A 25,656-nucleotide genomic window follows, 5' to 3' on the forward strand; every position below is an offset into this window, starting at 1 on the left:
CATGGCGTGCAATTTCGCCGACCTGTACGAGCATTCCGTCGACGCCATGCCGGATCGGGTCGCCGTCATCCAGGGCGACCGGCGGCGCACCTTCGCAGAACTCGAGCGGCGCGCCAATCGGCTCGCCCACCATCTCGCCGCTGCCGGCGCCGGACCCGGCACCCATATCGGCTTCCTCATGCACAACAGCGTCGAGACGCTGGAGACGCTGATCGCCTGCTTCAAGATCCGCGCCGTACCCATCAATATCAACTACCGGTACCGGGCCGACGAGCTGCGCTACGTCTTCGACAACGCCGACCTCGAGATGGTGGTGCACCACCGCTGCTACGCGCCGCTGGTCGACGAGGTGCGCCCGCAGGTGCCGTCGCTGCGGCACGCGTTGGTGGTCGAGGACGATCAGGGCGGCGACGGGGTGGTGAGCACCTCGGTGCCCTACGAGCAGGCTCTCGAGAATGGTTCGCCGGAACGGGATTTCGGGCCGCGCAGTCCCGACGACCTGTTCCTGATGTACACCGGCGGCACCACCGGCCTGCCCAAGGGCGTCATGTGGCGGCAGGAGGACATGTGGCGCGTGCTCGGCGGCGGCATCGACTTCTACACCGGCGAACCCGTCGCCGACGAGTACCAGCAGTCCCGCACCGGCGCGGCGGGGGACCAGGCCATCTGGTTCATCCTGCCGCCGCTCATCCACGCGGCCGCCATGATGCCCACCTTCACCGCGCTCTGGTCGGGCAATGCGGTGATTGTCGAACCGCGCTTCGATCCGGCGCGGGTCTGGCGGGTGGTGGCCGCGGAGCGGCCGCAGGTGCTGGTCATCACCGGGGACGCCATGGCGCGGCCGCTGCTGGACGCGTACCGGTCCGAACCCGCCGATGTCTCCGCGCTGTGGGTGATCGCCTCCGGGGCGGCGCTGCTGTCGCAGCCGGTGAAGAACGAACTGCTCGCCACCTTCCCCTCGAAGATGGTGTCGGATTCCATCGGCTCCTCCGAAACCGGCTTCGGCGGTATCGGATTCGCGCAGCAGGTCGACGATCCGACGCGCGGGCCGCGGGTGAATGTCGGCCGCGGGGCGATGGTGGTGGACGACGCCGGGCGGCCCGTCGCGCCCGGCGGTGCGGGTTGGGTGGCCAAGACCGGCAATGTGCCCATCGGCTACTACAAGGATCCGGCCAAGACGGACAAGCTGTTCCGCACCGTCGACGGGGTGCGCATGGTCATCACCGACGATCGCGCCAGGGTGGAGGAGGACGGCTCGGTCACCCTGCTGGGGCGCGGGAACATGGTGGTCAACAGCGGTGGGGAGAAGGTGTTCGCCGAGGAGGTGGAGGCCATAGTCAAGGCACACGAATCGGTGTACGACGCCATCGTGATCGGCGTTCCGCACGAGCGGTGGGGACAGCAGGTCGCCGCCGTGGTCTCCACCGCCGACGGGGGTGTGGATTTCGCGGCCCTCGAGCGGCACGTGCGCGCACATCTGGCCGGGTACAAGCTGCCGCGGCGGGTCTGGGTGGCCGAGACGGTGGTGCGCACGCCGAGCGGCAAACCCGACTATCGCTGGGCCAAGGAATACGCCGCGTCGCGCACGCCCGATTACGAGGTCGTATCCCGGTGATCGGGATACATGTCCGGAACCCTGTACGAGAGCAATGAGAACCTGTTCTAATTCCATTATGGTGGAGGCCCATACCGTTCTCGGCGAACAAGTCCGCATACCGGTGCAGATCCGCGCGGCGGACGCCGGTTCCGCACTCTTCCCGGTCGACGCCGGGGCGGCCCGGCTGCTGCTCGCGGCCACCGGGCTGGAACCGGTTACCGTGCTCGGCCGGGCGCTGTGCAACCTCGCCTTCGTGCGCTACGTCGACGGCGATCTGGGCCCCTATCACGAATTCGCCTTCTCGCTCATGGCGCGCCAGCCCGGCCGCAAGGGCAGCACCGGCGCGTACATCCACTGGCTGCCGGTGAACCAGAGCTTCACCTGCGCGGCGGGACAGGAGATCTGGGGCTTCCCCAAACTCATGGCCGACATCGACATCACGCCGACCCGGCGCGGTCATCGCTGTGAGGTGGCGGTGGACGGCCGGAAGGTCTTGGCGCTCACCGTTTCCGACGGCGTGCCCGCGCCCGGCGGTGCGGGCGGAGCGTCCATCGACGCCTACACCCACCGTGACGGCGTCCTGCGCCGCACCCCCTGGGTGATGAATCCGGGCGGGGTGCGCATGCGGCCCGGCGGCGTCCGCCTCGAACTCGGCGATCACCCCGTCGCCGACGAGCTGCGCTCGCTCGGGCTGCCCCGCTCCGCCCTCTTCGCCAGCCGAATCGGCTCGCTGCGAATGACTTTCGCCGACGCCACCACGGTACTGCCCTCCCGGGAGAACTCATGACCAAGACAGCACTCGTCACCGGTGCGGCCAGCGGCATGGGCCGCATGGTCGCCCAGCGCCTGGCCGCCGCGGGCCACACCGTCGCCGCCCTGGACCTCGATGGCGAGGGGCTCGCCGAGACCGCGCGGCGCTCCCCGAACATGCACACCTACACCTGCGACGTCTCCGACACCGATCAGGTGTTCGGCGTGGTGGAGAAGGTGCGCGCCGAACTCGGCACCCTCGACCACGTGGTGCACGCCGCGGGCATGTGCCACGTCCACGCTTCCGCGCTCGACCACGATGTGGCGCAGATCCGGAAGATGATGGACGTCAACTACATCGGCACCGTGAACATGTGCCAGGCCGTCATTCCGGCCATGAAGCAGGCGCGCACCGGCACCGTGGTGCTGTTCGCGTCGGTGGCGGGCTGGCTGCCCTCACCCGGCATGGCGGGGTATTCGGCGTCGAAGTTCGCGGTCGTCGGATTCGTGGAGAGCCTGTCCTACGAACTGCGTGACAGCGGCGTGCGCCTGCTGGCGATCTGCCCGCCCATGGTGGAAACGCCCTTCCTGGAGAAGGTTCGGAAGGAGAACGCCTCCGTCCTCGGCGGTGCGGGCGGCATGAGCCCGGAAGGCGTGGTGGACGCGCTCGAGCAGGCGCTCGCCAAGCCGACGAGTCCGCTGTTCGTTTTCCCGGGCCAGGCCAAACCCACCTACTACGCCCGGCGCTTCATCCCCGGGGCGCTGCGCAAGCTGGTCGCCAGCAAGGTCAAGCCGGTCGACTGAGCACGCGCGGCATCCGTTCTGTGCTCCGGACGGATGCCACGCGTCGGCGCCGGGCGGCCTGGCTCGACAGCCGCCCGGCGTCGAACCTCAGACCGCGACCTCGTCGGCGAGGAAGCCGCCGGACTGGTGCTGCCACAGCTTGGCGTACGCCCCGTCGGCCCGCAGCAGCTCCGCGTGCGAACCCTGTTCCACGATCCGGCCGCGGTCCAGCACCACCAGCTGGTCCATATTGGCCACCGTGCTCAGCCGGTGCGCCACCACGAGGGCGGTGCGGCCGGCCATCAGCTCCCAGAGCGCCTGCTGCACCAGCAGTTCGCTCTCCGAGTCCAGGGCGCTGGTGGCCTCGTCCAGCACCAGAACCGGGGCGTCGCGCAGGATGGCGCGGGCCAGCGCGACCCGCTGCCGCTGGCCGCCGGAGAGCTTCACGCCGCGCTCGCCGACCAGTGTCTCCATGCCCTCGGGCAGCGCGTCCGCGAATTCGGTCACGTGCGCGGCCTTGGCCGCGCGCATGATCTCCTCATCGGAGGCATCGGGCCGGGCGAAGCGGATGTTCTCCCGCAGGGTGCGGTGGAACATGGCCGGTTCCTGCGGCACATAGGCGATCAGCCCGCGCAGGTCGGCCTGGGTGATCCTGGAGATGTCCTGGCCGCCGATGCGGATCGCGCCGCCCTGGATATCGGTCATGCGCAGCAGCAGCTGGGTGATGGTGGTCTTGCCGCCGCCGGAACGGCCGACCAGGCCGAGCCGGGTGCCGGACCGCACCTCCAGGTCCAGCCCCCGGAACAGCGGCCGCGCACCGGGGTAGGTGAAGTCCACCTTGTCGAAGCGCACGCCGGAATCCTCGAGGCGCAACGGCTCCGGGTCTTCCGGATCGCGTACCGCGGGTTCGCGCCGCAGCAGTTCGGTGAACTGCGCGGCCTCGGTGAGCGCGCTCTCCAGCCGCCGGTAGATCTGGTTGAACTGGAACATGATTCCCGTCGCGTTCCAGAAGTACGTGAACGCCACCAGCACCACTTCCACCCCGGCCTTGCCGCCCACCAGCCGCAGCGCCACCAGCAGGCCGAGCACATTGGTGAGCACGAACAGGGGTGCGACCACCGTGTCGATGCGCAGATTGGCGTAGTCCCAGGAGATCAGCGTCTTGCGCCGCTGCTCGGTGACCCGCCTGCGGTGCTCGGCGGCCTCCTGCGGTTCCGCGGCGAAGGCGCGCACGGTCTGCATATTCGACAGGCTGTCGGCAACGTGCCCCGACACCCGGGCGATGGCCTCCTCCCGGGCGTCCACCAGCCGCTGGCGGCGTTTCACCAACGGCGTGATGATCAGTCCGGTCGTCACGATCAGGCCGATCAGCACGAAGACCAGGCGCGGATCGTAGCGCCACAGGATCACCGAGGCGAAGATCAACGGCACCAGGGCGGCGAAGATATCGAAGACCAGCGTGTCCACGAACTGCTCGAAGCGGGTGGCGAAGCTCAGCGACCGCTTGGTGAGCGACCCGGCGAAATTGTCGTGGAAGAACGCGGCATCCTGCGCCAGCAGCCGATCCATGGCCTGGACGTACAGTCTCTCGATGCCGAGCGCGTCGGTGCGGTTCAGGCAGTGGATGCCGATGCGCCAGCACACCTCCGAGGCCAGCAGCAGCCCCGCCACGCCCAGCAGATAGGGCGCGACCGTATCGAAACTCGTGTCACCGGTGGCGGCGATCCTGGCGATCAGCCAGGCCACCACCAGGGGTGCGATGTACAGCTGACAGATATTGCCCAGCGCGGGCGCGAACAGTGCCGGCAGGGCGAAGCGCGGACGCTTCGCCAGTTCCCGGAAGTAGTAACGAAGGACCAGCCTGACAGCGGGGGCGCGGGTAGCCATCCGCCTCCTCTCGAATCGTGTTCGAGCACAAGCCCCATCCTCCGAACAGCGCCGATCGGCGTCCCGGTGTGCCTGGTGGCCGGGACGCATGCGAGAAGGGGGGATCCCCATGCTGCCCCGTGCGGCCGCCGGTCGGCCACCGAATTTCGGGAATGCCGATGCCGCCCGCCCTGTCCCTTTCTCGTCGCTGCGTCGAAACCCTCAGCGCCCTTGGAAGTTCGGCTTGCGTTTCGCGGCGAAGGCGCGCGGGCCCTCCTTGGCGTCCTCGCTGCGGAAGACCGGAAGCCCGACCTTGGCGTCGATCTGGAACGCCTCCTCCTCGTGCATGCCCTCGGTATCGCGCATGACCTTCAGAATGGCCTGTACCGCCAGCGGTCCGTTGTCGTTGATGAGTTCGGCGATCTCCAAAGCCTTGTCCAGCGCGGTGCCGTCCGGCACCACATGGCCGACCAGACCGAATTCCTTGGCCTCGGCCGCGGTGATGTGGCGGCCGGTCAGCAGGATCTCGGCGGCGAGGGTGTATGGGATCTGCCGGGGCAGCCGCACCGCCGACCCGCCCATCGGGAACAGGCTCCACTTCGCTTCGGAAACACCGAATTTCGCGCTCTCGGCGGCGACGCGGATATCGGTGCCCTGCAAGATCTCGGTGCCGCCCGCGATGGCCGCGCCCTCGACGGCGGCGATCAGCGGCTTGGACAGCCGGTAGCCCTTGAGCAGGCCGGGCATGCGGGTCGGATCGAACGAGCTCCCGGCCGTCATATTGTCGCCGGGATTGGACTTGGCCATGTTCTTCAGGTCCGCGCCCGCGCAGAATGCCCCGCCCGCGCCGGTGAGAACGCAGGACCGGATCTCCGGATCGCTGTCCACGCGCTGCCACGCCTCGGCCATGATGGACAGCATCTCGCCGGTCAGCGCGTTCTTGGACCGGGGGCGGTTCATGGTCACGATCAGCGTCGCGCCCCGCTTCTCGACCAGGGCGTGCGGTTCCTCGGCGCCGTCGGTGTTGCTACCTGTTGCAGCGGATGCGGTGGTCATCGTTGGCCCTTCTTGTCCTTGCCGTACCGGAGATTCTGGGACGAAAGTACCCGGCGACGTTGTACAGAACAATAACGTGTTCTAGTTTGGATCATGGTGACCGCCGTCACGGGCGGGGCGAGCATTGGAGAGAGGTCCCCATGGACACAACGAGTACGCGCAGTGAGTCGCGGGCGAAGCTGCCGCCGCGGATCACGGAATCCTTGATCAACCGCCTCACCGCCACGGTGACCGCGGGACAGGCGGGCGAACCCCGCGAACCGTACGAGATGATCGAGGTCTACACCGGCGATATCGTCGGCGAACTGCCGCAGTCCTCCCCGGACGACGTGCGGAAGGCCGTCGCCACCGCCCGCGCGGCCCAGCGCGAATGGGCCAACTGGCCGTTGGAGAAGCGGCTGGCGGTCTTCGAACGCGCCCACGAACTCATTCTCACCGAGATCGAGACCCTGGCGACACTCATCCAGATCGGCTGCGGCAAGTCGCGGCGCATGGCCATCGAGGAAGTGTGCGACACCCCGATGGTCATCGCCCACTACCTCAAGACCGCACGCAAGGTGCTCAAATTGAAGCGGCGCACCGGGCCCATGCCGATCATCACCTCCTCCACCGAGGAACACCGGCCCAAGGGCGTGGTGGCGGTGATCGCGCCGTGGAACTTCCCGTTCGCCATCTCCATGTCGGACTCCACCCCGGCGCTCATCGCGGGCAACGGTGTGGTCATGAAGCCGGACAACAAGACCGCGCTGTGCACGCTGTACGGCATCGAACTGCTGCACAAGGCGGGCATGCCGCGCGGGCTGGTGCAGGTGGTGTGCGGCGGCGGACCAGACGTCGGCCCCACCCTCATCGACAGCGTCGACTTCGTCATGTTCACCGGCTCCACCGCCACCGGGCGGGTCATCGGCGAACAGGCCGGACGCAACCTCATCGGGTGCAGCCTCGAACTCGGCGGCAAGAACCCGATGATCGTGCTCGACGACACCAACCTGGACGAGGCCATCCCCAGCGCCATCTTCGCCGTATACGGCAACAGCGGGCAGGCGTGCATGCACATCGAGCGCATCTACGTGCACGAACGCATTCACGACGAATTCCTGCGCCGCTTCGTCGCCGCCGCGAAGGAACTGGGCGACAAGGCCGGAGCCACCTACGACTTCGGCCCCGAATTCGGGTCGCTGGTATCGGTGGACCACATGAACCGGGTGGCGGCGCACGTCGACGAGGCCCGCGCCAAGGGCGCGACCGTGCACACCGGTGGCAGGGCGCGCCCCGATATCGGCCCTGCCTTCTACGAGCCGACGGTGCTGACCGGCGTCACCCCCGACATGGAGCACGCCACCAAGGAGACCTTCGGCCCCGTCGTCGCCATCTACTCCTTCCGCGACGAGGCCGAGGCCGTCCGGCTCGCCAACGCCACCACCTACGGACTCAATGCCAGCGTGTGGGGCGGCGACCTGGACCGCGCCCGCCGCGTTGCCTCGCGGCTGGAGGCGGGCAGCGTCAATATCAACGACGGATTCGTGACCACCTATGCCGCCAAGGGCACGCCGTCGGGCGGGGTGAAGCAGTCCGGCGTCGGCACCCGGCACGGTGACGCCGGGCTGCTCAAGTACACCGACACCATCAATATCGGCGTGCAGAAGAAGCAGATCCTCGCCGCGCGCTCGGGGATGCCCTACGAGAAACAGCTCAAGAGCACGCTGGTGACCCTGCGACTCATGAAGAAGCTGCGCATGGGCTGAGTTTCGGCAGTGGCGGCTCCGGCCACCGGGGCCGCCGCCCGCGCTAGCGCCAGCCGACGATCTCCACGCCCTTGGCGACGTCGACGCGGAAGGAGAGGTGCGTCGTCGCCGTCTCGCCGGGCGCGATCTCGAGCTTCCAGGTGATCTCGCCCAGGTCGGTGGTCTCGGTCGGCGTGGGCGAGGTGCGCACATCCTTGACGGTGATGGCCTCGTCGCGCGATACCGGAGACTGGTCCAGGACGGTGACCGCGATCGCGGTGGGCGTGTGATTGGCGATGGTGGTGCGGTATTCGGCCTCGCGGCGGCTCGTGCTCGACAAGGTGGCCTTGCTCGCGGTGCGGCGCACCAGCTTTCGTTCGATGCGAATGCGATCGTCCACGCCCAGCGCCAATTCCAGCTCCTCACCCGGAGCCCAGGTGGCGATGCGCGTGCTGCCGACGAACTCCTCCCCGCGGAAGATCGACGCCTTGCCCGCGCGCAGGGTGTGCTCGGAGTTGTTGGTCACCTCGGCGCGCAGATACGCCTCCTCCGCCTGCACGGGGGCGGTGATGTAGCCGAGTTCGGCGGGAAACTCCAAGCGTGCCAGCGTGGTTCGATGCCCGCGAGCTCCGGTGGGGATCGCGGTGGGGCGCATGGTGCGATAGGTGCTCGCCGTCGCGCCCTGCTCCATATCGGCGAACTCGTCGTTCATCGGCGCCATGGCCGCCATCTCGACCTCGTCGGCGGCGCCGGTGAACGTCATGGCGGGCCTCGCCGCGCGAGCGCGCATCGCCATCCCGGGTGCCGACGGCACGGCCACCGGGCGGCTCCGGTCGAGGAACCACGGCCGCAGCTCCGGCACCGCCACGGTGACCGCCGGGCGCGCCGTCGACAGTGACAGCGCGCATTCCGGCCAGTCCTCGCCGGTGCGCTGGGTCACCAGCCCGTACCACACCACCTCGACGTCCTTGTCGCCCACGCGAATGTCGTACGCCGGTTCCCAGCTCGCGTGCTCGACCACATAGGACAGCTCCAACTCCGCCGCTCCCGTACCGGTCGCCTCCAGCTCGACCACGACTTCCGTACTATCCCTGCTGGATTGGCTGCCCATCGACTGGATGCGGCGATCCAGAGCCTCGAGCTCCTCGCGGGCTTCGTCGAGCCGGATGGTGATCGTCCGCCGCGCCTTCAACGCCTGGGACAGCTGCGCGTCCAGGGCCCCGCCGACCGTGGCGATCCGACCGGGCTCGGCCTTACCCTTCGCCAGCGCCTGCGCGAAACTCTCGGCGCTGCTGCGCGCGAGCCCGGTGAGCATATCGACCTTCGTCGCCGCGGCCTGTGCCTCGTCGACGATGCCGTCGACCGTGGCCTGCAACGCCTTGCGCTGGGTTGCGAGCTCCCGCCGCGTGGCATCGGCCGGGTCGGGATGGTGCGCGGTCCGCACATCCACCCCGACGATCCGCGCGTGCCCGGCCCCGGTGACCCGTACCGACTCCGCGTCCAGCGCCACCGGCAACCCCGCGAACACGATGCGCGGCCCCTCGGCCACGTCGAACTCGGCGCGCCGGGTGACCCTGGCCCGCTGCGGATACACGGTGACGGCGACTATCGGCGCGGTAACGGTCGGCATGCCGCCGAGGCTAGTCCGCCGTCAGCGTGAACGCCGCCGTCCGCACCACATTCCCGTGCCGGAAGTCCAGGAACAACCGATAGGTGCCGCGCCCCGGCACGGCCGTATGGAAGCCGATCTCCGGCCCCGCGGCGGTAATCCCGTCTCCCGGTTCGCCATTCGGATGCACGTGCACGTAGGCGAGATCGCCCGCCCGCAGCACGACCAGGTGGCCGTAGGCGGCAAGATACGGCTGGAGATCCGTCACCGGCTCCCCGCCCTTGCGCACCGTGAGGGTGAGCAACCGCCCCGCCCCCGCCACCAGCTCACCGTCCAGGGTGACCTCGTACCCATCGACGGCGGCCGTGCGACCGGTCGCGGGCACCGGCTGCGGCCGGTAATCGCCCGCGATGGCGAAATCCGCGCCGAGTGTGATGGTCTTGCCCAGCGCCGTCGGCGCGATATCGGTGAATGCCCGGTAGGCCCCCGCCTCCGGGAGCGTCAACCGCACCTCCCAGGTCCCGTCCGCGGCCCGCACCGGATGCACATGCCAGAAGCCGTCCAGTTCTCGCCGCACCACGATCAGATGCAGCTCCCGATCGTGAATCGGCGCGAAGTCGGTCACCGCCTTCCCGTCCGGCCCCACGATCTGGAAGCGGAAGTCGATTTCCCCTGCGTGAACAATGTTCTCGACGAGCTCGAGCGTGTAACCGTCCTGTGTCACCTGCAACCCGCCGGGTGCGCCGTGGGCGGTGTGATCGGCGTGATCGGCGTGCGTGGCGTGATCGGCGTGCGCGCTGTGCCCGGCGTGCCCCGCGTGCGTGGCGTGGCCCGCATGGGCGGTGTGCTGAGCGGTCATGGCTGGTACCTCCGAACGGTTCTGCTTCTTCGTCGCCATGAAACATATACCCCCCCGGGGTATGTTGCAACCCTCCCTCGGTCTGCTGTGCGGTGGTCCACGAGCGGTGATCGCGAAAACTTTTCCCGGACAGCGATGAGTCTTCGGGAGGCGCCCCGTCCTATCTGGTGAACGCGCTACCAACCCGGCGCGACCGACCCGAAGGACCAGAGATGACCACCGCCAACCCCTCCGCCGACTTCTCCGACACCACCTACCGTCCCGGCAAGATCCGCAACCGCGTCCTGTGGACCCTGCAGATCGTGCTCGGCCTGTTCTTCATCATCGCCTCCGGCGGCCCGAAGCTCGTGATCCCGAACACCCTGATGGACAACGCTCCCGAGAACCTGACCATCCCCGTCGGGCTGCTCATCTTCATCGGAGTCGTGGAGGTGGCGGGCGGTATCGGCCTCATGGTCCCCCGCCTCAGCGCCTTGGCCGCCGCGGGCCTGTCCGTCCTCACCGTGCTCGCCGCCGGAACCCAGGCATTCATCGCCAACGCGCCCGAGATGTCGATCTTCCCCCTGGTCCTCGCCGCGATCTTCGCCTGGATCGCCTACGAGCGCCGCGCCACCCTCACCGACCTGCGGAAATCGCTCTCGCGGTGATAAATCCATAGCACGATCCGCGATCGGTGGGCCCGCCCCACCGATCGCGATCGCGCGTTCCCGGTTCGATCGCCTGTCGGGTTGGCGGCGACCGAACCCCCACATGGCCAGCCGACGCCACGCTCCACTTGAGTCGAGCGCCGGCTGGCCATGGTGTGTGTCGCGTGGGCTCAGCGCGACGTAATCGCTTGTCGCCAATCGGCCACCCATGCCTACGAGTCGCCGACCGCTTGTCGCCGCCGTGTCGGTTCCTTCGAGCCCGTTCGATGTGGCCGATCCCGGTCAGAAGGGTGGGCAGTCCACGTCCCCATCGGAGCCACCGATGCCGCACGAGCTGCTCCCCGTCCGGACCGGGCGGCGGATGTCGCGGCGTTTGTGGCGGTTTCGTCGTGCGGGTGGGATGTAGACGTGGATCAGTTCGGTGAGTGCGTTGATCACCGGTCCGGGATCGAGTAGTGGTGGATCGGGTTGTGGGTCAACGGGTTCGACTCGGGTCGCGGCCATCGGAAAGCGGGGGAACAGGAATTTCGCGCCTTCGGGGTTGGTGGAGATGGTGTTGCCGGTGGGGGTGCGCCACTCGATGCGCCGGTGCGGGTGGTGTGTCACCGTCCAGCCGTTGAGCTCGTGGTCGGCCAGGGTTTTGAGTCGATGGTGGCGGCGGCAGCGGGCACCGAGGTTGTGTTCGGTGGTGTGGCCGCCGGACTCGGGGGAGTGGTGGTCGAAGGGCTGTTGGTGATCGAGATCGGTCGCCGCGGCCGGGACCTGGCAGCCGGGGGCGCGGCAGGTTCCGTCGAGTGCGCGCACCCTAGCGGCGAGGCTCGCGCCGGGCCGGTACCGCAACTGCTGCGGGTCCGCCGATGTTCGTGCGGGAGTGGCGATTAGCGAGGGCGGAACCGCCGCGCGTTCGCTTGTTGGTGGTGGGTCCGCGGTGTGGTCGTTGTTCGGGTTCGGGGTGTGGTCGTTGGTCGGGTTCGGGGTGTGTTGGCTGGTCGAGGGTGTGCGGGGAGTGTGTTGGCTTGTGGTGGGGGCACTGTCGTCGACGGGTTCGGGCGCTGTGGCCGCGGGGTGGTCGGTGCGCGCCGAGTGGCTGTTGGCGTCGATCGCGGAGTGGTGGTCGTCGTTTGTGGGGGTGGCCGCGCTGTCGCCGGTGGCTGTGTGCGCCGACGCCGACGTGGGCGTGGAGGTGGACGTGGGTGCGGAGGTGGACGTGGGCGTGGAGGTGGACGTGGGTGCGGAGGTGGACGTGGGTGCGGAGGTGGACGTGGGCGTGGAGGTGGACGTGGGTGCGGAGGTGGACGTGGGTGCGGAGGCGGACGTGGTCGGTGAGCTCGTTGTAGGTGGTTCTGTTGCCTCGCTGCTGGTTTCGGTGATGATGTGGAAGCGGGCGTGGCGGGCGATCTGACGGGCGAGGTCGGCGTCGATCGCGCCGAACCCGGCCAGCAGTGCCGGGTTGTCCTGCACGCCGAGCAGGGTGGCCGCGCTGACACCGACCTGCACCAGCGCACGCCGCGCGGTCGGGGCGGGAGTGCGCGAGTCGCGGCGGGGATAGTCGGTCTGGTCGTGGCGGGAACAGTCGGGCTGGTCGCAGCCGGGATAGCCGGGCTGGTCGCGGCGGGGGCAGCCGGGAGTGTCGCAGCCGCAGGTGAGCTGCCCGCTGCCGTCGGCCAGCGCGACCAGGGCGTCGGCGCGACGCTGGTTCATCGTGCGCGGGTCCGCAGCACAGCACTGCGTGATCGCCATCTCCCGCAGGCGTTCGTACAGTGTCCACCCTCCGGCGGCGGGCAGCACCGCGTCGAGCAGGGCGGTGCCGTCATCGGCGGCGCGCACGGCCACGTAGCGTTCGCGTTCGGCGTCCTGGCGGCGGCGCGACTGCCCGGCCGGGTCGGTTTCGAGGAGTTTCTTACGGATGTCGCGCCGCAACCGGGCGGGATCACAGCGTTCGGCGCGGGCGACGACCGTCTCCTCCAACGCGGTCACGGTGTCGTCGGGTGTGTTGACCAGCGTGTCGTGAATGGCGCGTGCTCGTGCCAGGTCGATACGTCCGTGGGCGAAGGCGCGTCGGGTGGCGGGCAGTCGCTGTAATCCCATCCCGAGAGCGATCAGCCCGTCGGCGCTGCGTTGGGAGACCTGTACCGCCACACCGATTTCGGTGGCCGCCGATTCCCCGGCATAGCGCGCGGCGACTCCGGCTTCGAGCTGTTGTGCCCGTCGTAGCCGGTACAGCCGTGTCATCAACGCGACTTCTTCGGCTTGGGCGGCGGCGATGTGTGCGTGGACCGCTTGCAGTCGTGCCACCAGTTCGTAGCTGGTGTCCTCGACCTCGGCGGGATCGCTCATATGTTCGAATCTACCGGTCGGGGTCGCGACACGAAAGCCCAGCACACGCGACATGCCGAACCAATATCGAAAGCCGATGCCGCAGCTCCTCCATCGAGGAAGCCGACCACCCCATCGAGCGATGCGCGGCCGATGTACATCCCGGGTCGCCTCGCGAACAACGCCGGGTACTGGCGGTCTGTCGGCTCGGACGTCGCCATCGTGTCTCGACTACGCTGATGAAACCTGACGGTGGGTGTCGGCGAACAAGGTGATCCGATGTCAGTTCATGGGTCGCGCCCTCGTACTGGTGGTCAGCAACGTGGATTTGCGACTACGCCCATGTAGAGAACGACGAGATACCCGGCCATCATGACGAGGATCCCGGTGGTGAGCAGCAAGCGCACAGGCCAGTGCGAACGGGCAGAGATCGTCCACAGGCAGACCAGCAGGAACACTCCGACCGCGAGCATGGCTGTCGAACCGATGATCTGAATGCCCGCTACGACAGCGTAATCGTGGTCACGCTGCTCCGAGCCGCCGTGCGCGCGCAGATCGCAGAAGTCCCCGTTGGCCGGAGTGACCATGTACCCGCCCAACGCGATCGCCGGCCCGATGAAAACCGACGCCACGACGTAAATCACCGCAATCGACAAGGGCCAGCTCTTGGTCATGGTGCCGGACAGTAATCGACGACTGTGGCGGCCCGGCGGGCGTCGTGCGGAGATCCTGTGTGGAGGCATCGAGTGGGGCGGTGCCGTTCCAGGAGACGTTCGACCGTTTCAGTGCGCATGCGCAGAGTTCGACGCCGACGACGGTTCCGGCGAGCCGGTGTGACCGAATCGGTGACCATCGGCGCGGAATCGGAGCAGGGAATTGGGACAGAAAACGGCCCCTGACCATTAGAAGTGGTCAGGGGCCGTTTCTTGTGTCTCAACCAACACGTCGGGGTGACAGGATTTGAACCTGCGACCTCTTCGTCCCGAACGAGACCGCGACCCGTTTTGTCCGCTTTTGAAGGTTGTTGATTATGTTGAACCAGGTGCGCTACCTGAGGTTTCGGGCGTTGAATGGGTTTGCTGGTTTGGGATGTACCTGGAGGTACTGCGGACGGACTGCGGACGTGGACCGCGCCGTAAGGTGCCGTGCGCATCCATGGCACCCATACTTGAGACCGGCTTAGCTGTTGATGATCTTCGTAGGTGCGTCATACGTCGGTTGGAGGGATTGTGCCGAGGCTACCGCGGCCGTTGTTGGTGATCGATACCAATATCGTGGATGCAGATCCGAATCTGGTTGGCGCGGCGTGGACAGCGCTAACGGCCGCAATAGCCGCCGGTGAGGTGGAGGTGCTGGTTCCCGAGGTAGTGGTGCGCGAGGTTGCGCGACATATCCGGCGGGACAGCAAAGGCGCTCGGAATGAAGTGATCAAGGCGGTAAAGGCGATACAGGCCAATATGATCAAGGCGAGGCTGGGAGTCGCAGCGCTACACAAGCTCCCTTCGGCGACTGAGCTCCGGGCGATGCCTGCGATTGGAGTGGACGAGGCCCAGTCTCAGTTTCGGGACCGTCTGATCGGGCTGGGATGTGAAATCGGGCGTATACCAACGCCGAACCATGACCTGCTAGTGGACTGGTCACTGATACAGCACCACCCGTTCGACACGACGGACAAAGGCTATCGGGATGCGTTGATCTGGTGGACCTTCTACGAAGCAGCTAGAAAGGACACGCTGCGGTTTGCAGTGCTGGTGAGCAACGACAATGACTTCTTCCAGCGCGGTTCGTGTGAGCTGCACGAGGAACTAGGCCGGCACCTGGAGCACGGAGGTATGTCGACTTCCGTGGGTTTCGCTCGGTCAATCCCGGATGCGTTGGCTGTTGCGCAGCGGGCGATCGCAGACACATCATGGCTGCCACAGACCGAGTTGTCGACCGCGCGGGTCCGGGAGCTCTTGACGGAGCCAATTCTGGATCTATTTGGTCAGCAGGTGCTGGAAGCCCCGTTGGTGACTCGCACGCCCGATGGCGCGGAGGTCTTCCTGGCGGAAGGGTACGAGGTTCCTCAAGAAGTGGACGGCGCCACGGTGGTGGAGTTTTCGTACGACCGTGCGACGCTGATCCAGTCGGTACGGGAAGGGTACGAGGGCGTCGTGTGGGTAGGTACTGCACGTGCCGTAATGGATCTGGAGTACGAGGGTTTCGTAAGCAAATCCCTGCTTTACATCTTCGAAGATGACGAGGATTCCGGCTCTCTGCCGATCTGGCTCGTAGATTCGGACGTATCTGGTGATCGTGTAAGGGTGCGCGGCGGCTTCTCAGTAGAGGCCGTGTTCCGGTTTGCCATCGACCCCTATCACGAGACCGTGAACGGGCTGGATCTAGAGAGAATTCAGGCACGTGACCCGGATTAGGGAACTTGGCGTGTCAACGGTATAGATAGCCGTTCTTTTGCCCGCTCCCTCGGAAAGCGTGCGTTGCCGCAGCCGGGACAGGGTCAAGCAGGAAGGTGGCCGCAGGCCATCGGCGAAGCCGACGCGCAGCGCCTTCGTGCTTGAGGCTGGCACGGAGGCGGCGCACAATCGGCCGCTGAGGGAGCGGGCATCGGCATTCGAGGCGCGTGGTTCGGTACATGCCGTCGGGGTCTTTGCGTGCCCGTTGTCGGTGCAAAGCGCTGTTGAAGAGCTGTAGATTAGCCATGATCTTGTTCACGTTTTGTTGCACGTGAGAACCACTCCCGGCACCCTCCCTGACCTGCGTAAACGTTCCATTCCATTCCACCCACCCCACTCCGACATCTCATCTCCCACTGCGTGAACGGAAGATGAGATGTCGGAGTGGGGTGGGTGGAATTCCATTACATCCAAGGACAGGTCAGGGAGGGTGCCGGGAGTGGTTCGGGTTGGGTGCGTGGTTGCGTGGGGTGGTTATGTTGCGTTGGCATGGTGGTTCCGCGACGGGCTAGCGTGTCGAAGTCGGCCGCAAGCGGCCTTGGTTCGCCACGCTGTTGCCAGCGTCGCTAGCTTGGGTTACCTCCGGCCTGCTGGGCACGTCGTGCGCGGCCGCGGCGGTTGGTACCGCCGGATTCGAGTGCCGCGGGCCGCCGCGTCGGCGGCCGCCGGTTCGGAAGTGGGTGTCAGGGGCGCGTGGGTGCCGTGGTTCCGCGAGCAGGCGCTCGCGCGGTCCGGCGCGTGGGCTGTCTGTCCCTCCGGTATGGCCTGATCTGAGGGCTATCACGCCGGAACCTGGCCCGCCGGCCTGGCAAGGCATCGTGGCGTTCCGGTGGTAGGGGCGGGCCAGAACCGCGGCGTGATGTGACGCCCTCAGGCCATACCGGAGGGACAGACAGCAGGTAGGCTCGCGCGCTCGCTGACCGAAGGGCTGCACGGCCTTGCGGCCGTGGAAGGGCATCGCCTCCGGCGGGGAGGCCGCCCAGAGGGGCAGGGTCGGCGGATCGGTTTGCGAGCTCTACCGGGCTTCCTGGCTCCGCTGTACCCCGATTCGGCCGTGCACTATGCGGCAGGAGTTTCGATAGGCAGACGAAAGTTCGTCAGAATTTACTGATGAACCGGTGCCGTCGTCTCAGTGGACTACTTGCAGCTCAGCGTGGTGTCGAATCGGCACGAATACGTACTGACGTGCTCGCGCGCGGCGCGGCCTGAAGGCGTGCGTTGCTACGGTGGCGGCATGAGCGGAGACCTCGTCGGCTGGGCTGAACACGCGGCTCGCCTCTACTTGGCGTCGACGCTGCCGCAGCGGTGGCAGCACGTTCAGGGAGTAGTACGCCAGGCTCAGGCCGCCGCCGGCCTTGTCGACGATTCGGATCTGCTCATTGCGTCTGCATGGCTCCATGACATCGGGTACGCCCCGGAGCTTGATCGGACGGGATTCCATCCGATCGACGGTGCCGTCTTTCTGGAGGGGCAGGACGCTCCGGCTCGCCTGTGTGGTCTTGTTGCACATCATTCCTGCGCGCGAGTCGAGGCCGTACATCGAGGGATCGAGATCGATTGGCTGGACGAGCAGACGCCGCTGCGTGACGCTCTCTGGTGGGCGGACATGACCACAACGCCGACCGGTGAACGGACTGACGTCCGCAGCCGCATTAACGAGGTTCAGACGCGTTACGGACTACGTCATGTTGTCGCTCAGTCCGTTGCGGAGGCAGCGCCGGAACTCCTTGCAGCCGCCGAGCGCACTGAAGGACTGCTAGGGCAGCTGGCGCATCGGTAGTGACCTGCCGGGGCCGTTAGGTGAAGTAGGGAGTGTCACCGCGGTTGAGACTCTGCTCGATTCGCAAGGCGATCGACGGGTGGATATCGCGAGATGAGAGCTCCTGGGGCGCAATCCATTCGACTTCTTTCGATTCATCGCTGGTTCGCAGCTCCCCGCCGATCGGATCGGCGTGGAAGCAGATCGAGAACTCCTGGCGGACCTCACCGTCGTCATAGGCGATGACGTGGTCCGGATTGGAGAAGACTCCGACCATTCCGGTGATCCGGACATCGATCCCTGTCTCTTCCTTCACCTCGCGGACCACGGCTTCGGAGACAGTCTCGCCGGCCTCCAGTGCGCCGCCCGGTATCGAGTACATGTCATTGTCGGTCCGGCGAATCATCAGGATGCGGCCGAGTTCGTCCTTCACTACCGCGCTGACGGCGACCTTGATGCTGTTCGGAGTGGGAGCCGCCGGGTCATGAAAGTAGTCGGTTCGGGTCATCAGTGAACCTCTCGGAAGTCGGCCGGATGGGCTGTCGTCCACACATGCTCGAAGCTCGTTGTGTACGTCTCGAAGAGGTCGCCGGCGGGCAGACGGCGAAGGTGGATCGCTGGAGCGTGCGCGCCAGGGAATCCGTAGACGTGCGTGTTGACGATCATGTCGTCGTCGAACCGGAAGATCGAGTTGTACAAGGTGGTTTGGTGGAATCTGACCTCCACACCATCGATCTCGGCGAATGGTTCCACCAGTGCCAAGGCGTTCTTGATGCGAGCCGCGACGGTGCCGTCAGCTAGTCGTTCTTCGGCGCTGCGTTTCGTCGCTTCCGGTGCTTTCGGGTCGCCGAACAACATGCGGACCTTCAGTCCCTCTTGCGTCTTCTGTCGGACGACCTTGCCGAATGACGGTTCCTCGGCCAGGAACAGACCTGCTAGCACCAGAATGTCGAGCTGCTCTGACGCTCCACTGAGCAGGCGGACCCACGTATCGGCAGAGATCGAGCTGCGATGCGGGTAGACCTTGACGACCTCTGATTCGGCCGCCGCGGCGCGCCGCTCCGGCGGGACGGCGTCGGGCCACAGGTAGTTCTCGGTCTCGTGCACCATGGCCGCGATCTTGCGGCGGTGCTTCGGGTACGGTGTCCGCCCCTTGGTTATCCAGCGTTCGACGGTTCTCTCGTCGACCTCGGTTCTTTCTGCGACCTGGGCATAGTCGAGCCCGTTTCGAGTCAGCGCGTCGCGCAGCCGGTCATTCGCCATGGGGCACTCCTTGGACGTCTATGGACGACTTTACGTGACTGTGGACGTCCGGACAAGTCCAGCCATGCAGTGATGGTGTCCAGTATGTATGCGCGAATCTCCTTGTGTGTCAACACGTTTCGATGCACAGAGGAGAGGGTTATGACGAAGTCGTTCAGTAACGGTGACCTGCCGAACGACCTGATCAATCTGCGTGATGCCGCCCGTCTGGCTGGTGATGTCCACCCGACGACGATTCGACGCTGGATCGGTCGAAACATGCTGAAGGCGTACCGCCGCGGTCCCTCCAGGCTGCTGTACGTCAGCCGAGACGAGCTGGTGGCCCTGACCCAGCCGGTTGAGTCGGGTGGTGCGGCATGAGCGATCCGCGCAAGTTCGATCGTGCCGATGTGGTGCAGGTGTTGTGGCCGACGATCGGCCCGCACACTGCCGAGTCGATTGGCACCGCCGCCGCAGCGATCTCGGAGCTCTGGCGCTACTTGGCACACGCCACGCATAGCGGGCAGGCCGAGGGGCTGGCGGATCCGGCCGATGTGTACCTGGTGGTTGGCACTCTTCGTGTCGCTACGAGCAGCGCCATGCAGGTGATGGGGCAGCTCTGCGAATGGGCGATGGCTCTGTCCGAAATTCCGGCCCTGGGACACGACGAAACCGGGGTACAGGCCGCGGAAACCGCTTCGGACGCCGGATACGCGCTGAACGAAGTGATGCTGCGGCTCCAACAGGTTCGGGATGCACTGGATAAGGCCGCCCAGGGGCTGGGCCACCTCTACCTCGCGGACGACGATGCCGAGGAGGGCGGGCGATGAGCGCGAACCTGCCCACCCAGGCCGAGATGTTCCTCCGTGCGCTGGAAGCCGTTGATACGGCCCGTAACTCGCTGTCGGAGGCGCGGGACTGGCTGAACTCCGACCGGCAGCCGATCGGCACGGCGCTGCCCGGCCAGGCCGGGCCACGGCGACACGCGGCACTGCGCCGGATCGGCGATGCGAAGAACACGATCAAGTCCAGCCTGTCGCAGGCGCTGGACGATATCGACGCCGCAGGCGGTGCGCGATGAACCGGCTCACCCTGTTTCTGGTCACGACGCTGTTCGCGTTGTTCTCGCTGCTGATCGCGCCGGTATTCGTGCTCAGCGTCCTGATCACGGCCGTGGTGTTCGCGGTCGGCGTCCGCTGGTTCGCCCGCGCTGCGTTCCCTGCTCGTCGGGATCGGGGGATGTGGCGATGATCGAATCGTTCGCACGTACCGACGCCGCCGTGGTCCGCGGGATCGGGACCGGTCTGAGCCTGCTGCCGGTGGGAATCCGGCTGGCGCTGTTCGCGGCCGCGCTGCTGGTCGGCATGGCCGGATGCACGGCCGCGTGGGTGGACTACCAGGACTATCAGCCTTCACTCAACATCTGCCGGGCTGACGAGGTTCACCGCACCGACTGCATCCACCTGGACCGCACCGCCCCGAACGCCGCGGAGGTGGCGCGATGAGGACCGTACCGCTGGAATTCGTCGCCGAGGTCGCGGAGCTGGATCGACTGCGGGAGAACGCCTTCGAAGGTTTGCGGGCCGCGAACGCTCGCGGGCTCACCGGTTCCGACATGGACGCCATGGTTACCGCGCTGGACGAGGTCGAGGCGCGGTGCGAACAGCTGCGGAAGCGGTTCTTCCCCCGCCGTCACAAGCTCGTCATCACTTGTGGTGTCGCGATGCTCGTTTCCAAGACCTTTCGGTCCTGCGAGATCGTCTGGCAGCGCACGCCCCGGCAGCGGGGGTGGGGCGATGAATGACCCGATCCGTCCCGCCCAGCTGATCCTGGGCGCGGAACTGGGCCCCGAGCTCACGCGCCGGGCGCAGCTGCGCGTCGCAGAACGCGCTCGTAACGCGGCGGAGTGTCGCGAGCTGTTGGCGATGCTCGGCCTGGACCAGGCCGCCGCACAGTCTGCCCCGACGTGTCGGGGGTGCGGGCGGCCGATGGCGCTGCGGACTGCGCACCGGCCCGAGGGGTGGGCGCGGCAGCAGTCCGGCAGCCAGTGCACCCGCTGCTACCAGCACAGCATCGCGGCCGCCGCGCCGTCGCCGGTAGTGGTGATGCCGCAGCAGCCGCGGCTGCGGCGGCGGTGCCCGAATCGCCCGCGCGACATCGCGTTTCAAGTCCGTGTCGCGGAGCTGCGTGCGGTCGAGGGTCGTAGCTGGGCGCGGATCGCGACCGAGCTGGGCTGTTCGGCATCGACCGCTCGGGCCGCCTACGCCCAGGTGGTGACGCTGTGATCGAGCCACGCGAGACCGAATGGGCGGTGCTGACCCCGATCACCGACATTCCGCATCTGGCCGAGGCCGCGCGCCGGTTGGGGCAGACCGATCGCGAGATCTGGGTGGACAAGCCCATGCCGCCGCGAGTCCACACCCGCGGCCGGGGCCCGGATCAGTGGTTGGTGTCCGGGCGACCGTTGAACGCCTTCGCCGCCGCGGCCGCCGCCGAGCAGGACAGCAGTCACGAGCGGGGAGGGGCGGAGCGGTGAGCTGGTTCATCGGGGAGGTGCCGCGCGACTATCGCGACTTCACCCCGGATCCGACCGGCGAGAAGTACGGCATCCCCACCTATTTCTGGAAGACCGCGCCGGTGCACCTGCTGACCCGTCGGCAGCTGCGATCGGTCGGGCTGCGCCCCGGCGGGCAGGACATCGCCGCCCAGGTGGTGATCCTGCGCCGTCACCGAGAACCGCTGGTGGCGCACCTGTTCGACGTCAACCAGGCCGCCCTGAAGCGGGAAGCGACCCCCGCCCAGTTGGAAGCGCTGCGGAAGGCGACACGCGAGCACCAGCTGCGCGCCGCGGAGCGCCACGGTGTGGACCGCGCGCAGTTCGACCAGCCAGACCGCAGCGAGGCGGCCCGTCCGGTGAATGCCTTCGCGGCCGCCACCGAGCGCGACGCCGCGGACCGGGAATCGGGGTGGGAGCGATGAACGCGGGCCGGGAGCAGGTGTACCTGCTGCATTTCGACCGTAGATACCACCACGCGGGCCACTACATCGGCACCACGCGCGATCTCGAGGCGCGGCTGGCCGCGCACCGCGAGGGCCGTGGGGCGCGGCTGCTGCAAGTGCTCAAAGAGCACGGGATCGGCTGGCATCTGGCCCGCACCTGGGACGGCGGCCGCGCACTGGAGCGGGAGCTGAAGGGGTTCAAGAACGCCGCCCGACTGTGCCCGGACTGCTCCTACTCCCGCGACCACGACCGACCGCGGCTCAACGCCTTCGCCGCCGCTGCCCAGCGCGAGAGCGCCTACGAGCGAGAGGAATTCGACAGATGAGCATCACACCAGACAACACCCGGGACACACCGCAGGCCGGTGCTGTTCGCAGGCAGCGGTTTTGGGGACCGATCCAGTTCGGTACCGCGTTGGGGCTGTCGGTCGCGCTGTTCGACCGCGCGCTGCGCGACGACATTCTGCCGCCGCCGGACGCGGGCACGCGATCGCGGCCCAACCGATGGTCGCAGGCCGTGGTCGACGACGCGGTCGGCCGTGCCGAGGAGATCCGTGCCGCGGTGGGGTCGATTCCTGACCTGGGTGCGCAGCGCGCGGCGGAGATCCTGGCCGAACGGTTCGGGTGTGAGGTCACCGCGGAGACCGTGGAAGAACTCGCCCGTACCGGGGCGCTGCCCGAAGTCAGCCAGTACAAGGGCTATCCGCTCTACTGCGGCCGCACTCTCGAACGGTTCGACGACCCGGCCGCGATGGAGCGCGCCGAGCGGGACGGGCGGCTCTACACCCTGGACGCGGCCGCCGACCAGCTGGACGTGCGGGTCAGCGACCTGCGCCACTTGGTCACGGCGGGCTGGCTCGAACCGGTCAAGCATGTGCACTCACGCTGGCAGCGCCGCAACGAGGTGCGGCTGGTGGCGTTGTTCCGGGCCGCCGACCTCGCAGTGCTCGCCGAACACCCAGCGATCGACTGGGAAGCCGTCCGCGCCACCCCCGCCGGGCACCGGTCGCCACTGATCCAGGTGGCGCGCTTCGCCCGCGCACCGCGCGGCACGGGGCGGCGGTGAGAGGCGCATGAGTTTCCGGCTGAACCCCCGCGACATGCATGTGTCGACGATTGTCGCCGAGCACTACGGGATGCCGATCGACGAATTGGCGAAGATCCTTCAGACCAGCACTATCAACGCCTACCGGATCGCGAAACGCTGGCGTGAGGCCGGGCTGATGGCCAAGCTTCCGGTCAAGCCGGTGCCGGGCTACTACTGGATCTACTGCACTCCCAAGAGCGCCGAGGAGCTGCTCGGACATCCGGTCCGGTACTGGGCCCCCACCCCGAAGATGGCTAAGCACACGCTGACCGTCCTGCGCGTACGTCTGGCCCTGGTCGGTGCCGAGCTGGGTAATTGGATCTCCGAACGCACTCTGCGGTACGAGGTCTCGGCACCGAACATCCGTGGCCATCGCCGCCCGCACGTCCACGACGGCCGTTACACCACCGACAAAGGCGAACTCTGGGCCGTCGAAGTCGAACTCAGTCCGAAAGACCCTGCCTACGCCCGGGATTCGGTGCAGCGCGCCTACCAGGCCGCGCAGGCCGCGCATTGCGCCGGACTCATCTACTACTGCGCCGATCAGCAGATCAAAGACCTGATCACCAGCTGTGCCGGCGGGTTGCAGCTCAGCACCACCACCCGGTTCCGCGTCGCCCTGCTCGAGGACGTGCTGCCCGACGAGGACGACATCACCGCCGCCGCTACCCGGACCCGTCAGGGGCTCTGGCTGATCGACGGCGGCAAGCAGACAGGAAGCCTCCGATGACCCACTCGCACACGCAGTTCCAGTTTCCCGACCAGGGCGCGTGCTACCCGTTCCAACCCGACTGCCCCACCGACACCGCTCCGCCCGCACCGGCCGGGCCCGCGCCCGCGGCGGAGACCGGGAGTCCGGATCCGGGCCCGCTGTTCGGCGAGGGCCCCACGGATGCGTTCTTCGGTGGGATGCTGCCGATCCCGGAGTGGAGCTGGGTCGAGGTCGGCCAGGGCCTGACTGTCGGCGGGGCCGCGCTGGCGCTGACCGTCGTCCTGGCGGCGGTGTTGTCGGCGCTGGCGTGGTTGCTGGGCTGGCAGCCCGCCCGGCTGCGTAACTGGGCCACCGCCGCGCTGGCGGTGCTGCCGGGTGCGCACATCGTCACCAACGGCCTGGACGCTGCCGCGCCGATCCGCGAATTCACTTCCGGCGCAACCATGTTCCTGGACGGTCGCTACGGCTATGGCCTGGCCGTGATGGGCGTGCTGGTCGTTCCGGCCGCCTGGATGTTCGCGACCGTGATGTTCACCAGCCGCATGGTCCGGTTGGCGACCAACGGATTCCCGGATCCGGCGCGCACTGAGCGGGCCATGTGGGTGTACGCGCAGCGGCAGCAGCGCGCCGCGAAACGTCTTGCCCGCTACCGGCTGCCCTTCACCACCGGCGGGGTGAGCCCGGACATCGTGTTCGGTCGCCTGGCGCGGGAGGAGACCGCCGCGCCGCCGCGGTCGCGGTTGCAGGCTTTGTTCGCGCGCACTGAGACCCGGCTGATCATTCCGTGGATCAAGCTGCGGCTGCACATGGTGCTGGTCGCCAACACAGGTGCCGGTAAGTCCACGCTCATCCTGCGGCTGCTGCTGAGCTGGTTCGTCACCGCCTGGATGCGGCATCGCACCTCGTGGTGGCGGCTGGCGAAGGTCGGCCGGCCGCTGGCGCTGGTCATCGACTGCAACGGCGGCCCGGACTCCGAAGCCACCGCCAAGCGGGTGAAGACCTGGATGCGGGCCCTCGGCGTGCCCGAGCAGCGCATCGGCATCTTCTCCCCGAACTCGCGCGCCAAGGATTTCGAGTCGGTCCGGTTGAACTTGTGGGGCGCGGACAACGCCGACGACATGCGCGCGGTGCTGACCGCGATGATCTCCGGCGGCTCCACCCCGACCACCGACACCGAGAAGTACTTCTACGAGATCCGCGCCGGCCTCATCCACCTCATCGTGGACGCGCCGGAACGGGTCGAGACCGTCAACGGTGTGCGGACCCCGCAGGGGTGGAACCCGCCGCGTGATCACATCGAGTTCCTGCGTCGCATGGACCCGGTCGTGTTGTCGACGCTGTGGGGTGGGGTGTTCGATCCGGACCCGCAGACCGCGGGCCCGTGGGACGGCGTGCCCGGTGTCGACCTGGAGATCCAGGCCACCCGCAACGGCAAACAGCCCGTGCTGGATTCCGCGCGCATGGAATTCGGCAACCTGTTCCGCACCCTGGGCGACGCGTTCGACGGGGACGCGCAGATCACCGATTTCGACGTCTTGTACTGCATCCTGGACGGCTCCAGCCAGCCCGACCGGGCCCGCGCCCAGTTCGCCGCGCTGGGCTGCATGCTCGAGCAGTTGGCCGACCAGGACCACGGCCGCGAAGCGCTGCTGTGCGTGGACGAGTTCTCCGCGGTCTCCGACGGCAAGACCCGCGCCCCGGCGTGGGTGATGCGGATGCGCAAAGCCCGCATCGGCACGCTGTGGACCGCACAGGAATGGCGCGGCCTGGGAGCCGACGACGACCAGCGGTCCTCGTTGGTCGCCGCAGCCGCCGGCGGTGCCCTGCTGGGCCGGTCGGAGCTGTGCGAGGAGCTGTGCAAGGCGTTCGGCACCACACGCCGATTCGACCTGTCGCGCAAGCTCATCGGCGGCACCCGCCACGGCGACGAAGGCAACATCCAGCCCAACGACCAGTTCCTGGTCAGTCCGACCCAACTGCGGGTGTTCGGGCCCGGCGACGTGGTCCACGTCTCCGGCGGCCGGGCCCGCCGCGGCCACGCCGCCCCGCTCAACGACGCCCAGCTCAAAACGCTGCGGCCGCTGCCGGGCCTGTCGCGGCTGGCCGCCCCCGCCGACACCGACCCCTCCCCGCCGCTGGCACCGGTCATCGACCTGTCCCGCAAACGGCCCGGACACGGCCACTGACCCGCACCCC

28 protein-coding genes are annotated in these 25,656 nt (G+C 67.6%); 20 read left to right on the forward strand and 8 right to left on the reverse strand.

The window, feature by feature from the left end; genetic code table 11:
• Position 1: 1 nt before the first annotated feature.
• From QMO76_RS28120 to QMO76_RS28130, 3 genes are all read left to right on the forward strand, one after another.
• Complete coding sequence (locus QMO76_RS28120; RefSeq protein WP_306364353.1) at positions 2-1,615, forward strand: acyl-CoA synthetase; 1,614 nt, start codon at positions 2-4, stop codon at positions 1,613-1,615.
• 61 nt (positions 1,616-1,676) lie between these two features.
• Positions 1,677-2,384 (forward strand): acetoacetate decarboxylase family protein, encoded by a 708-nt coding sequence (locus QMO76_RS28125; RefSeq protein WP_306364411.1) that lies wholly within the window; start codon positions 1,677-1,679, stop codon positions 2,382-2,384.
• Positions 2,381-3,151 (forward strand): SDR family oxidoreductase, encoded by a 771-nt coding sequence (locus QMO76_RS28130; RefSeq protein ID WP_306364354.1) that lies wholly within the window; start codon positions 2,381-2,383, stop codon positions 3,149-3,151. The genes QMO76_RS28125 and QMO76_RS28130 overlap by 4 nt, the downstream gene beginning before the upstream one ends.
• 87 nt (positions 3,152-3,238) lie before the next feature.
• Here the strand turns inward: QMO76_RS28130 and QMO76_RS28135 are convergent, their stop codons facing one another.
• Together QMO76_RS28135 and QMO76_RS28140 are read right to left on the reverse strand one after the other, a co-directional pair.
• Positions 3,239-5,017 (reverse strand): ABC transporter ATP-binding protein, encoded by a 1,779-nt coding sequence (locus tag QMO76_RS28135; protein WP_306364355.1) that lies wholly within the window; start codon positions 5,015-5,017, stop codon positions 3,239-3,241.
• A gap of 201 nt (positions 5,018-5,218) precedes the next feature.
• Positions 5,219-6,052: a crotonase/enoyl-CoA hydratase family protein gene (locus tag QMO76_RS28140; protein ID WP_306364356.1), complete on the reverse strand. Its 834-nt coding sequence runs from the start codon at positions 6,050-6,052 to the stop codon at positions 5,219-5,221.
• A 140-nt stretch (positions 6,053-6,192) separates the two neighbouring features.
• Between QMO76_RS28140 and QMO76_RS28145 the strand changes: the two genes are divergently transcribed.
• Complete coding sequence (locus QMO76_RS28145) at positions 6,193-7,797, forward strand: succinic semialdehyde dehydrogenase (protein ID WP_306364357.1); 1,605 nt, start codon at positions 6,193-6,195, stop codon at positions 7,795-7,797.
• Positions 7,798-7,840: 43 nt separating this feature from the next.
• Here the strand turns inward: QMO76_RS28145 and QMO76_RS28150 are convergent, their stop codons facing one another.
• Together QMO76_RS28150 and QMO76_RS28155 are read right to left on the reverse strand one after the other, a co-directional pair.
• Positions 7,841-9,406, reverse strand: a complete 1,566-nt coding sequence (locus QMO76_RS28150; RefSeq protein WP_306364358.1) for a mucoidy inhibitor MuiA family protein — start codon at positions 9,404-9,406, stop codon at positions 7,841-7,843.
• A 10-nt stretch (positions 9,407-9,416) separates the two neighbouring features.
• Entirely contained in the window at positions 9,417-10,244 is an 828-nt protein-coding gene (locus tag QMO76_RS28155; RefSeq protein ID WP_306364359.1) for a hypothetical protein, read from the reverse strand.
• A 212-nt stretch (positions 10,245-10,456) separates the two neighbouring features.
• Here QMO76_RS28155 and QMO76_RS28160 point away from each other — a divergent pair, with 212 nt between their 5' ends.
• Complete coding sequence (locus QMO76_RS28160) at positions 10,457-10,891, forward strand: DoxX family protein (protein ID WP_306364360.1); 435 nt, start codon at positions 10,457-10,459, stop codon at positions 10,889-10,891.
• A 282-nt stretch (positions 10,892-11,173) separates the two neighbouring features.
• On the opposite strand, the gene QMO76_RS28165 is transcribed toward QMO76_RS28160, so the two are convergent.
• Both QMO76_RS28165 and QMO76_RS28170 read right to left on the reverse strand, forming a co-directional pair.
• Positions 11,174-13,228, reverse strand: coding sequence for an HNH endonuclease (locus QMO76_RS28165; protein ID WP_306364361.1), 2,055 nt, complete (start codon positions 13,226-13,228; stop codon positions 11,174-11,176).
• Between the two features lie 293 nt (positions 13,229-13,521).
• The gene (locus QMO76_RS28170; RefSeq protein WP_306364362.1) at positions 13,522-13,881 is read right to left on the reverse strand and encodes a hypothetical protein; all 360 of its coding nucleotides are present in this window, start codon (positions 13,879-13,881) and stop codon (positions 13,522-13,524) included.
• Between the two features lie 582 nt (positions 13,882-14,463).
• Between QMO76_RS28170 and QMO76_RS28175 the strand changes: the two genes are divergently transcribed.
• Entirely contained in the window at positions 14,464-15,621 is a 1,158-nt protein-coding gene (locus tag QMO76_RS28175; protein WP_306364412.1) for a PIN domain-containing protein, read from the forward strand.
• Between the two features lie 1,171 nt (positions 15,622-16,792).
• Positions 16,793-17,440 (forward strand): HD domain-containing protein, encoded by a 648-nt coding sequence (locus tag QMO76_RS28180; protein WP_306364363.1) that lies wholly within the window; start codon positions 16,793-16,795, stop codon positions 17,438-17,440.
• A 16-nt stretch (positions 17,441-17,456) separates the two neighbouring features.
• Here the strand turns inward: QMO76_RS28180 and QMO76_RS28185 are convergent, their stop codons facing one another.
• Together QMO76_RS28185 and QMO76_RS28190 are read right to left on the reverse strand one after the other, a co-directional pair.
• On the reverse strand, positions 17,457-17,927 hold the full coding sequence (locus QMO76_RS28185) for an NUDIX hydrolase (protein ID WP_306364364.1): 471 nt from the start codon (positions 17,925-17,927) through the stop codon (positions 17,457-17,459).
• Positions 17,927-18,682, reverse strand: coding sequence for a helix-turn-helix transcriptional regulator (locus tag QMO76_RS28190; RefSeq protein WP_306364365.1), 756 nt, complete (start codon positions 18,680-18,682; stop codon positions 17,927-17,929). Before QMO76_RS28190 ends, QMO76_RS28185 begins: the two co-directional genes overlap by 1 nt.
• A 141-nt stretch (positions 18,683-18,823) precedes the next feature.
• Here QMO76_RS28190 and QMO76_RS28195 point away from each other — a divergent pair, with 141 nt between their 5' ends.
• The 13 genes from QMO76_RS28195 to QMO76_RS28255 are packed head-to-tail and all read left to right on the forward strand — an operon-like array spanning position 18,824 to position 25,646.
• The gene (locus QMO76_RS28195) at positions 18,824-19,042 is read left to right on the forward strand and encodes a helix-turn-helix domain-containing protein (RefSeq protein ID WP_306364366.1); all 219 of its coding nucleotides are present in this window, start codon (positions 18,824-18,826) and stop codon (positions 19,040-19,042) included.
• On the forward strand, positions 19,039-19,491 hold the full coding sequence (locus tag QMO76_RS28200; RefSeq protein WP_306364367.1) for a hypothetical protein: 453 nt from the start codon (positions 19,039-19,041) through the stop codon (positions 19,489-19,491). Before QMO76_RS28195 ends, QMO76_RS28200 begins: the two co-directional genes overlap by 4 nt.
• Positions 19,488-19,742: a hypothetical protein gene (locus QMO76_RS28205; RefSeq protein ID WP_306364368.1), complete on the forward strand. Its 255-nt coding sequence runs from the start codon at positions 19,488-19,490 to the stop codon at positions 19,740-19,742. Before QMO76_RS28200 ends, QMO76_RS28205 begins: the two co-directional genes overlap by 4 nt.
• On the forward strand, positions 19,739-19,912 hold the full coding sequence (locus QMO76_RS28210; RefSeq protein WP_306364369.1) for a hypothetical protein: 174 nt from the start codon (positions 19,739-19,741) through the stop codon (positions 19,910-19,912). Before QMO76_RS28205 ends, QMO76_RS28210 begins: the two co-directional genes overlap by 4 nt.
• The gene (locus QMO76_RS28215; protein WP_306364370.1) at positions 19,909-20,166 is read left to right on the forward strand and encodes a hypothetical protein; all 258 of its coding nucleotides are present in this window, start codon (positions 19,909-19,911) and stop codon (positions 20,164-20,166) included. Before QMO76_RS28210 ends, QMO76_RS28215 begins: the two co-directional genes overlap by 4 nt.
• A complete protein-coding gene (locus QMO76_RS28220; protein ID WP_306364371.1) occupies positions 20,163-20,465 on the forward strand; it encodes a hypothetical protein in 303 nt (100 codons plus the stop codon). Before QMO76_RS28215 ends, QMO76_RS28220 begins: the two co-directional genes overlap by 4 nt.
• A complete protein-coding gene (locus QMO76_RS28225; protein WP_306364372.1) occupies positions 20,458-20,946 on the forward strand; it encodes a hypothetical protein in 489 nt (162 codons plus the stop codon). Before QMO76_RS28220 ends, QMO76_RS28225 begins: the two co-directional genes overlap by 8 nt.
• Positions 20,943-21,197 carry a hypothetical protein gene (locus tag QMO76_RS28230; RefSeq protein WP_306364373.1) on the forward strand — a complete coding sequence of 85 codons (255 nt, stop codon included), beginning with the start codon at positions 20,943-20,945 and terminating at the stop codon, positions 21,195-21,197. Before QMO76_RS28225 ends, QMO76_RS28230 begins: the two co-directional genes overlap by 4 nt.
• Positions 21,194-21,640 carry an RRQRL motif-containing zinc-binding protein gene (locus QMO76_RS28235; protein ID WP_306364374.1) on the forward strand — a complete coding sequence of 149 codons (447 nt, stop codon included), beginning with the start codon at positions 21,194-21,196 and terminating at the stop codon, positions 21,638-21,640. The genes QMO76_RS28230 and QMO76_RS28235 overlap by 4 nt, the downstream gene beginning before the upstream one ends.
• Positions 21,637-21,987 carry a hypothetical protein gene (locus tag QMO76_RS28240; RefSeq protein ID WP_306364375.1) on the forward strand — a complete coding sequence of 117 codons (351 nt, stop codon included), beginning with the start codon at positions 21,637-21,639 and terminating at the stop codon, positions 21,985-21,987. The genes QMO76_RS28235 and QMO76_RS28240 overlap by 4 nt, the downstream gene beginning before the upstream one ends.
• The gene (locus tag QMO76_RS28245) at positions 21,984-22,727 is read left to right on the forward strand and encodes a hypothetical protein (RefSeq protein WP_306364376.1); all 744 of its coding nucleotides are present in this window, start codon (positions 21,984-21,986) and stop codon (positions 22,725-22,727) included. The genes QMO76_RS28240 and QMO76_RS28245 overlap by 4 nt, the downstream gene beginning before the upstream one ends.
• Positions 22,728-22,734: 7 nt before the next feature.
• On the forward strand, positions 22,735-23,478 hold the full coding sequence (locus QMO76_RS28250) for a hypothetical protein (protein ID WP_306364377.1): 744 nt from the start codon (positions 22,735-22,737) through the stop codon (positions 23,476-23,478).
• Complete coding sequence (locus QMO76_RS28255) at positions 23,475-25,646, forward strand: hypothetical protein (protein WP_306364378.1); 2,172 nt, start codon at positions 23,475-23,477, stop codon at positions 25,644-25,646. Before QMO76_RS28250 ends, QMO76_RS28255 begins: the two co-directional genes overlap by 4 nt.
• Positions 25,647-25,656 lie beyond the last annotated feature (10 nt).

The sequence above is a fragment of the Nocardia sp. CC227C genome, assembly GCF_030767025.1.
Classification (GTDB): domain Bacteria; phylum Actinomycetota; class Actinomycetes; order Mycobacteriales; family Mycobacteriaceae; genus Nocardia.

Excerpts from the sequence above, each read along its gene's own strand:
- QMO76_RS28120 (WP_306364353.1), top strand. The coding sequence starts at position 2 with ATGGCGTGCAATTTCGCCGACCTGTACGAGCATTCCGTCGACGCCATG.
- QMO76_RS28130 (WP_306364354.1), top strand. The coding sequence starts at position 2,381 with ATGACCAAGACAGCACTCGTCACCGGTGCGGCCAGCGGCATGGGCCGC.
- QMO76_RS28135 (WP_306364355.1), bottom strand. The coding sequence starts at position 5,017 with ATGGCTACCCGCGCCCCCGCTGTCAGGCTGGTCCTTCGTTACTACTTC.
- QMO76_RS28140 (WP_306364356.1), bottom strand. The coding sequence starts at position 6,052 with ATGACCACCGCATCCGCTGCAACAGGTAGCAACACCGACGGCGCCGAG.
- QMO76_RS28145 (WP_306364357.1), top strand. The coding sequence starts at position 6,193 with ATGGACACAACGAGTACGCGCAGTGAGTCGCGGGCGAAGCTGCCGCCG.
- QMO76_RS28150 (WP_306364358.1), bottom strand. The coding sequence starts at position 9,406 with ATGCCGACCGTTACCGCGCCGATAGTCGCCGTCACCGTGTATCCGCAG.
- QMO76_RS28155 (WP_306364359.1), bottom strand. The coding sequence starts at position 10,244 with ATGACCGCTCAGCACACCGCCCATGCGGGCCACGCCACGCACGCGGGG.
- QMO76_RS28160 (WP_306364360.1), top strand. The coding sequence starts at position 10,457 with ATGACCACCGCCAACCCCTCCGCCGACTTCTCCGACACCACCTACCGT.
- QMO76_RS28165 (WP_306364361.1), bottom strand. The coding sequence starts at position 13,228 with ATGAGCGATCCCGCCGAGGTCGAGGACACCAGCTACGAACTGGTGGCA.
- QMO76_RS28170 (WP_306364362.1), bottom strand. The coding sequence starts at position 13,881 with ATGACCAAGAGCTGGCCCTTGTCGATTGCGGTGATTTACGTCGTGGCG.
- QMO76_RS28185 (WP_306364364.1), bottom strand. The coding sequence starts at position 17,927 with ATGACCCGAACCGACTACTTTCATGACCCGGCGGCTCCCACTCCGAAC.
- QMO76_RS28190 (WP_306364365.1), bottom strand. The coding sequence starts at position 18,682 with ATGGCGAATGACCGGCTGCGCGACGCGCTGACTCGAAACGGGCTCGAC.
- QMO76_RS28195 (WP_306364366.1), top strand. The coding sequence starts at position 18,824 with ATGACGAAGTCGTTCAGTAACGGTGACCTGCCGAACGACCTGATCAAT.
- QMO76_RS28200 (WP_306364367.1), top strand. The coding sequence starts at position 19,039 with ATGAGCGATCCGCGCAAGTTCGATCGTGCCGATGTGGTGCAGGTGTTG.
- QMO76_RS28205 (WP_306364368.1), top strand. The coding sequence starts at position 19,488 with ATGAGCGCGAACCTGCCCACCCAGGCCGAGATGTTCCTCCGTGCGCTG.
- QMO76_RS28210 (WP_306364369.1), top strand. The coding sequence starts at position 19,739 with ATGAACCGGCTCACCCTGTTTCTGGTCACGACGCTGTTCGCGTTGTTC.
- QMO76_RS28215 (WP_306364370.1), top strand. The coding sequence starts at position 19,909 with ATGATCGAATCGTTCGCACGTACCGACGCCGCCGTGGTCCGCGGGATC.
- QMO76_RS28220 (WP_306364371.1), top strand. The coding sequence starts at position 20,163 with ATGAGGACCGTACCGCTGGAATTCGTCGCCGAGGTCGCGGAGCTGGAT.
- QMO76_RS28225 (WP_306364372.1), top strand. The coding sequence starts at position 20,458 with ATGAATGACCCGATCCGTCCCGCCCAGCTGATCCTGGGCGCGGAACTG.
- QMO76_RS28240 (WP_306364375.1), top strand. The coding sequence starts at position 21,637 with ATGAACGCGGGCCGGGAGCAGGTGTACCTGCTGCATTTCGACCGTAGA.
- QMO76_RS28245 (WP_306364376.1), top strand. The coding sequence starts at position 21,984 with ATGAGCATCACACCAGACAACACCCGGGACACACCGCAGGCCGGTGCT.
- QMO76_RS28250 (WP_306364377.1), top strand. The coding sequence starts at position 22,735 with ATGAGTTTCCGGCTGAACCCCCGCGACATGCATGTGTCGACGATTGTC.
- QMO76_RS28255 (WP_306364378.1), top strand. The coding sequence starts at position 23,475 with ATGACCCACTCGCACACGCAGTTCCAGTTTCCCGACCAGGGCGCGTGC.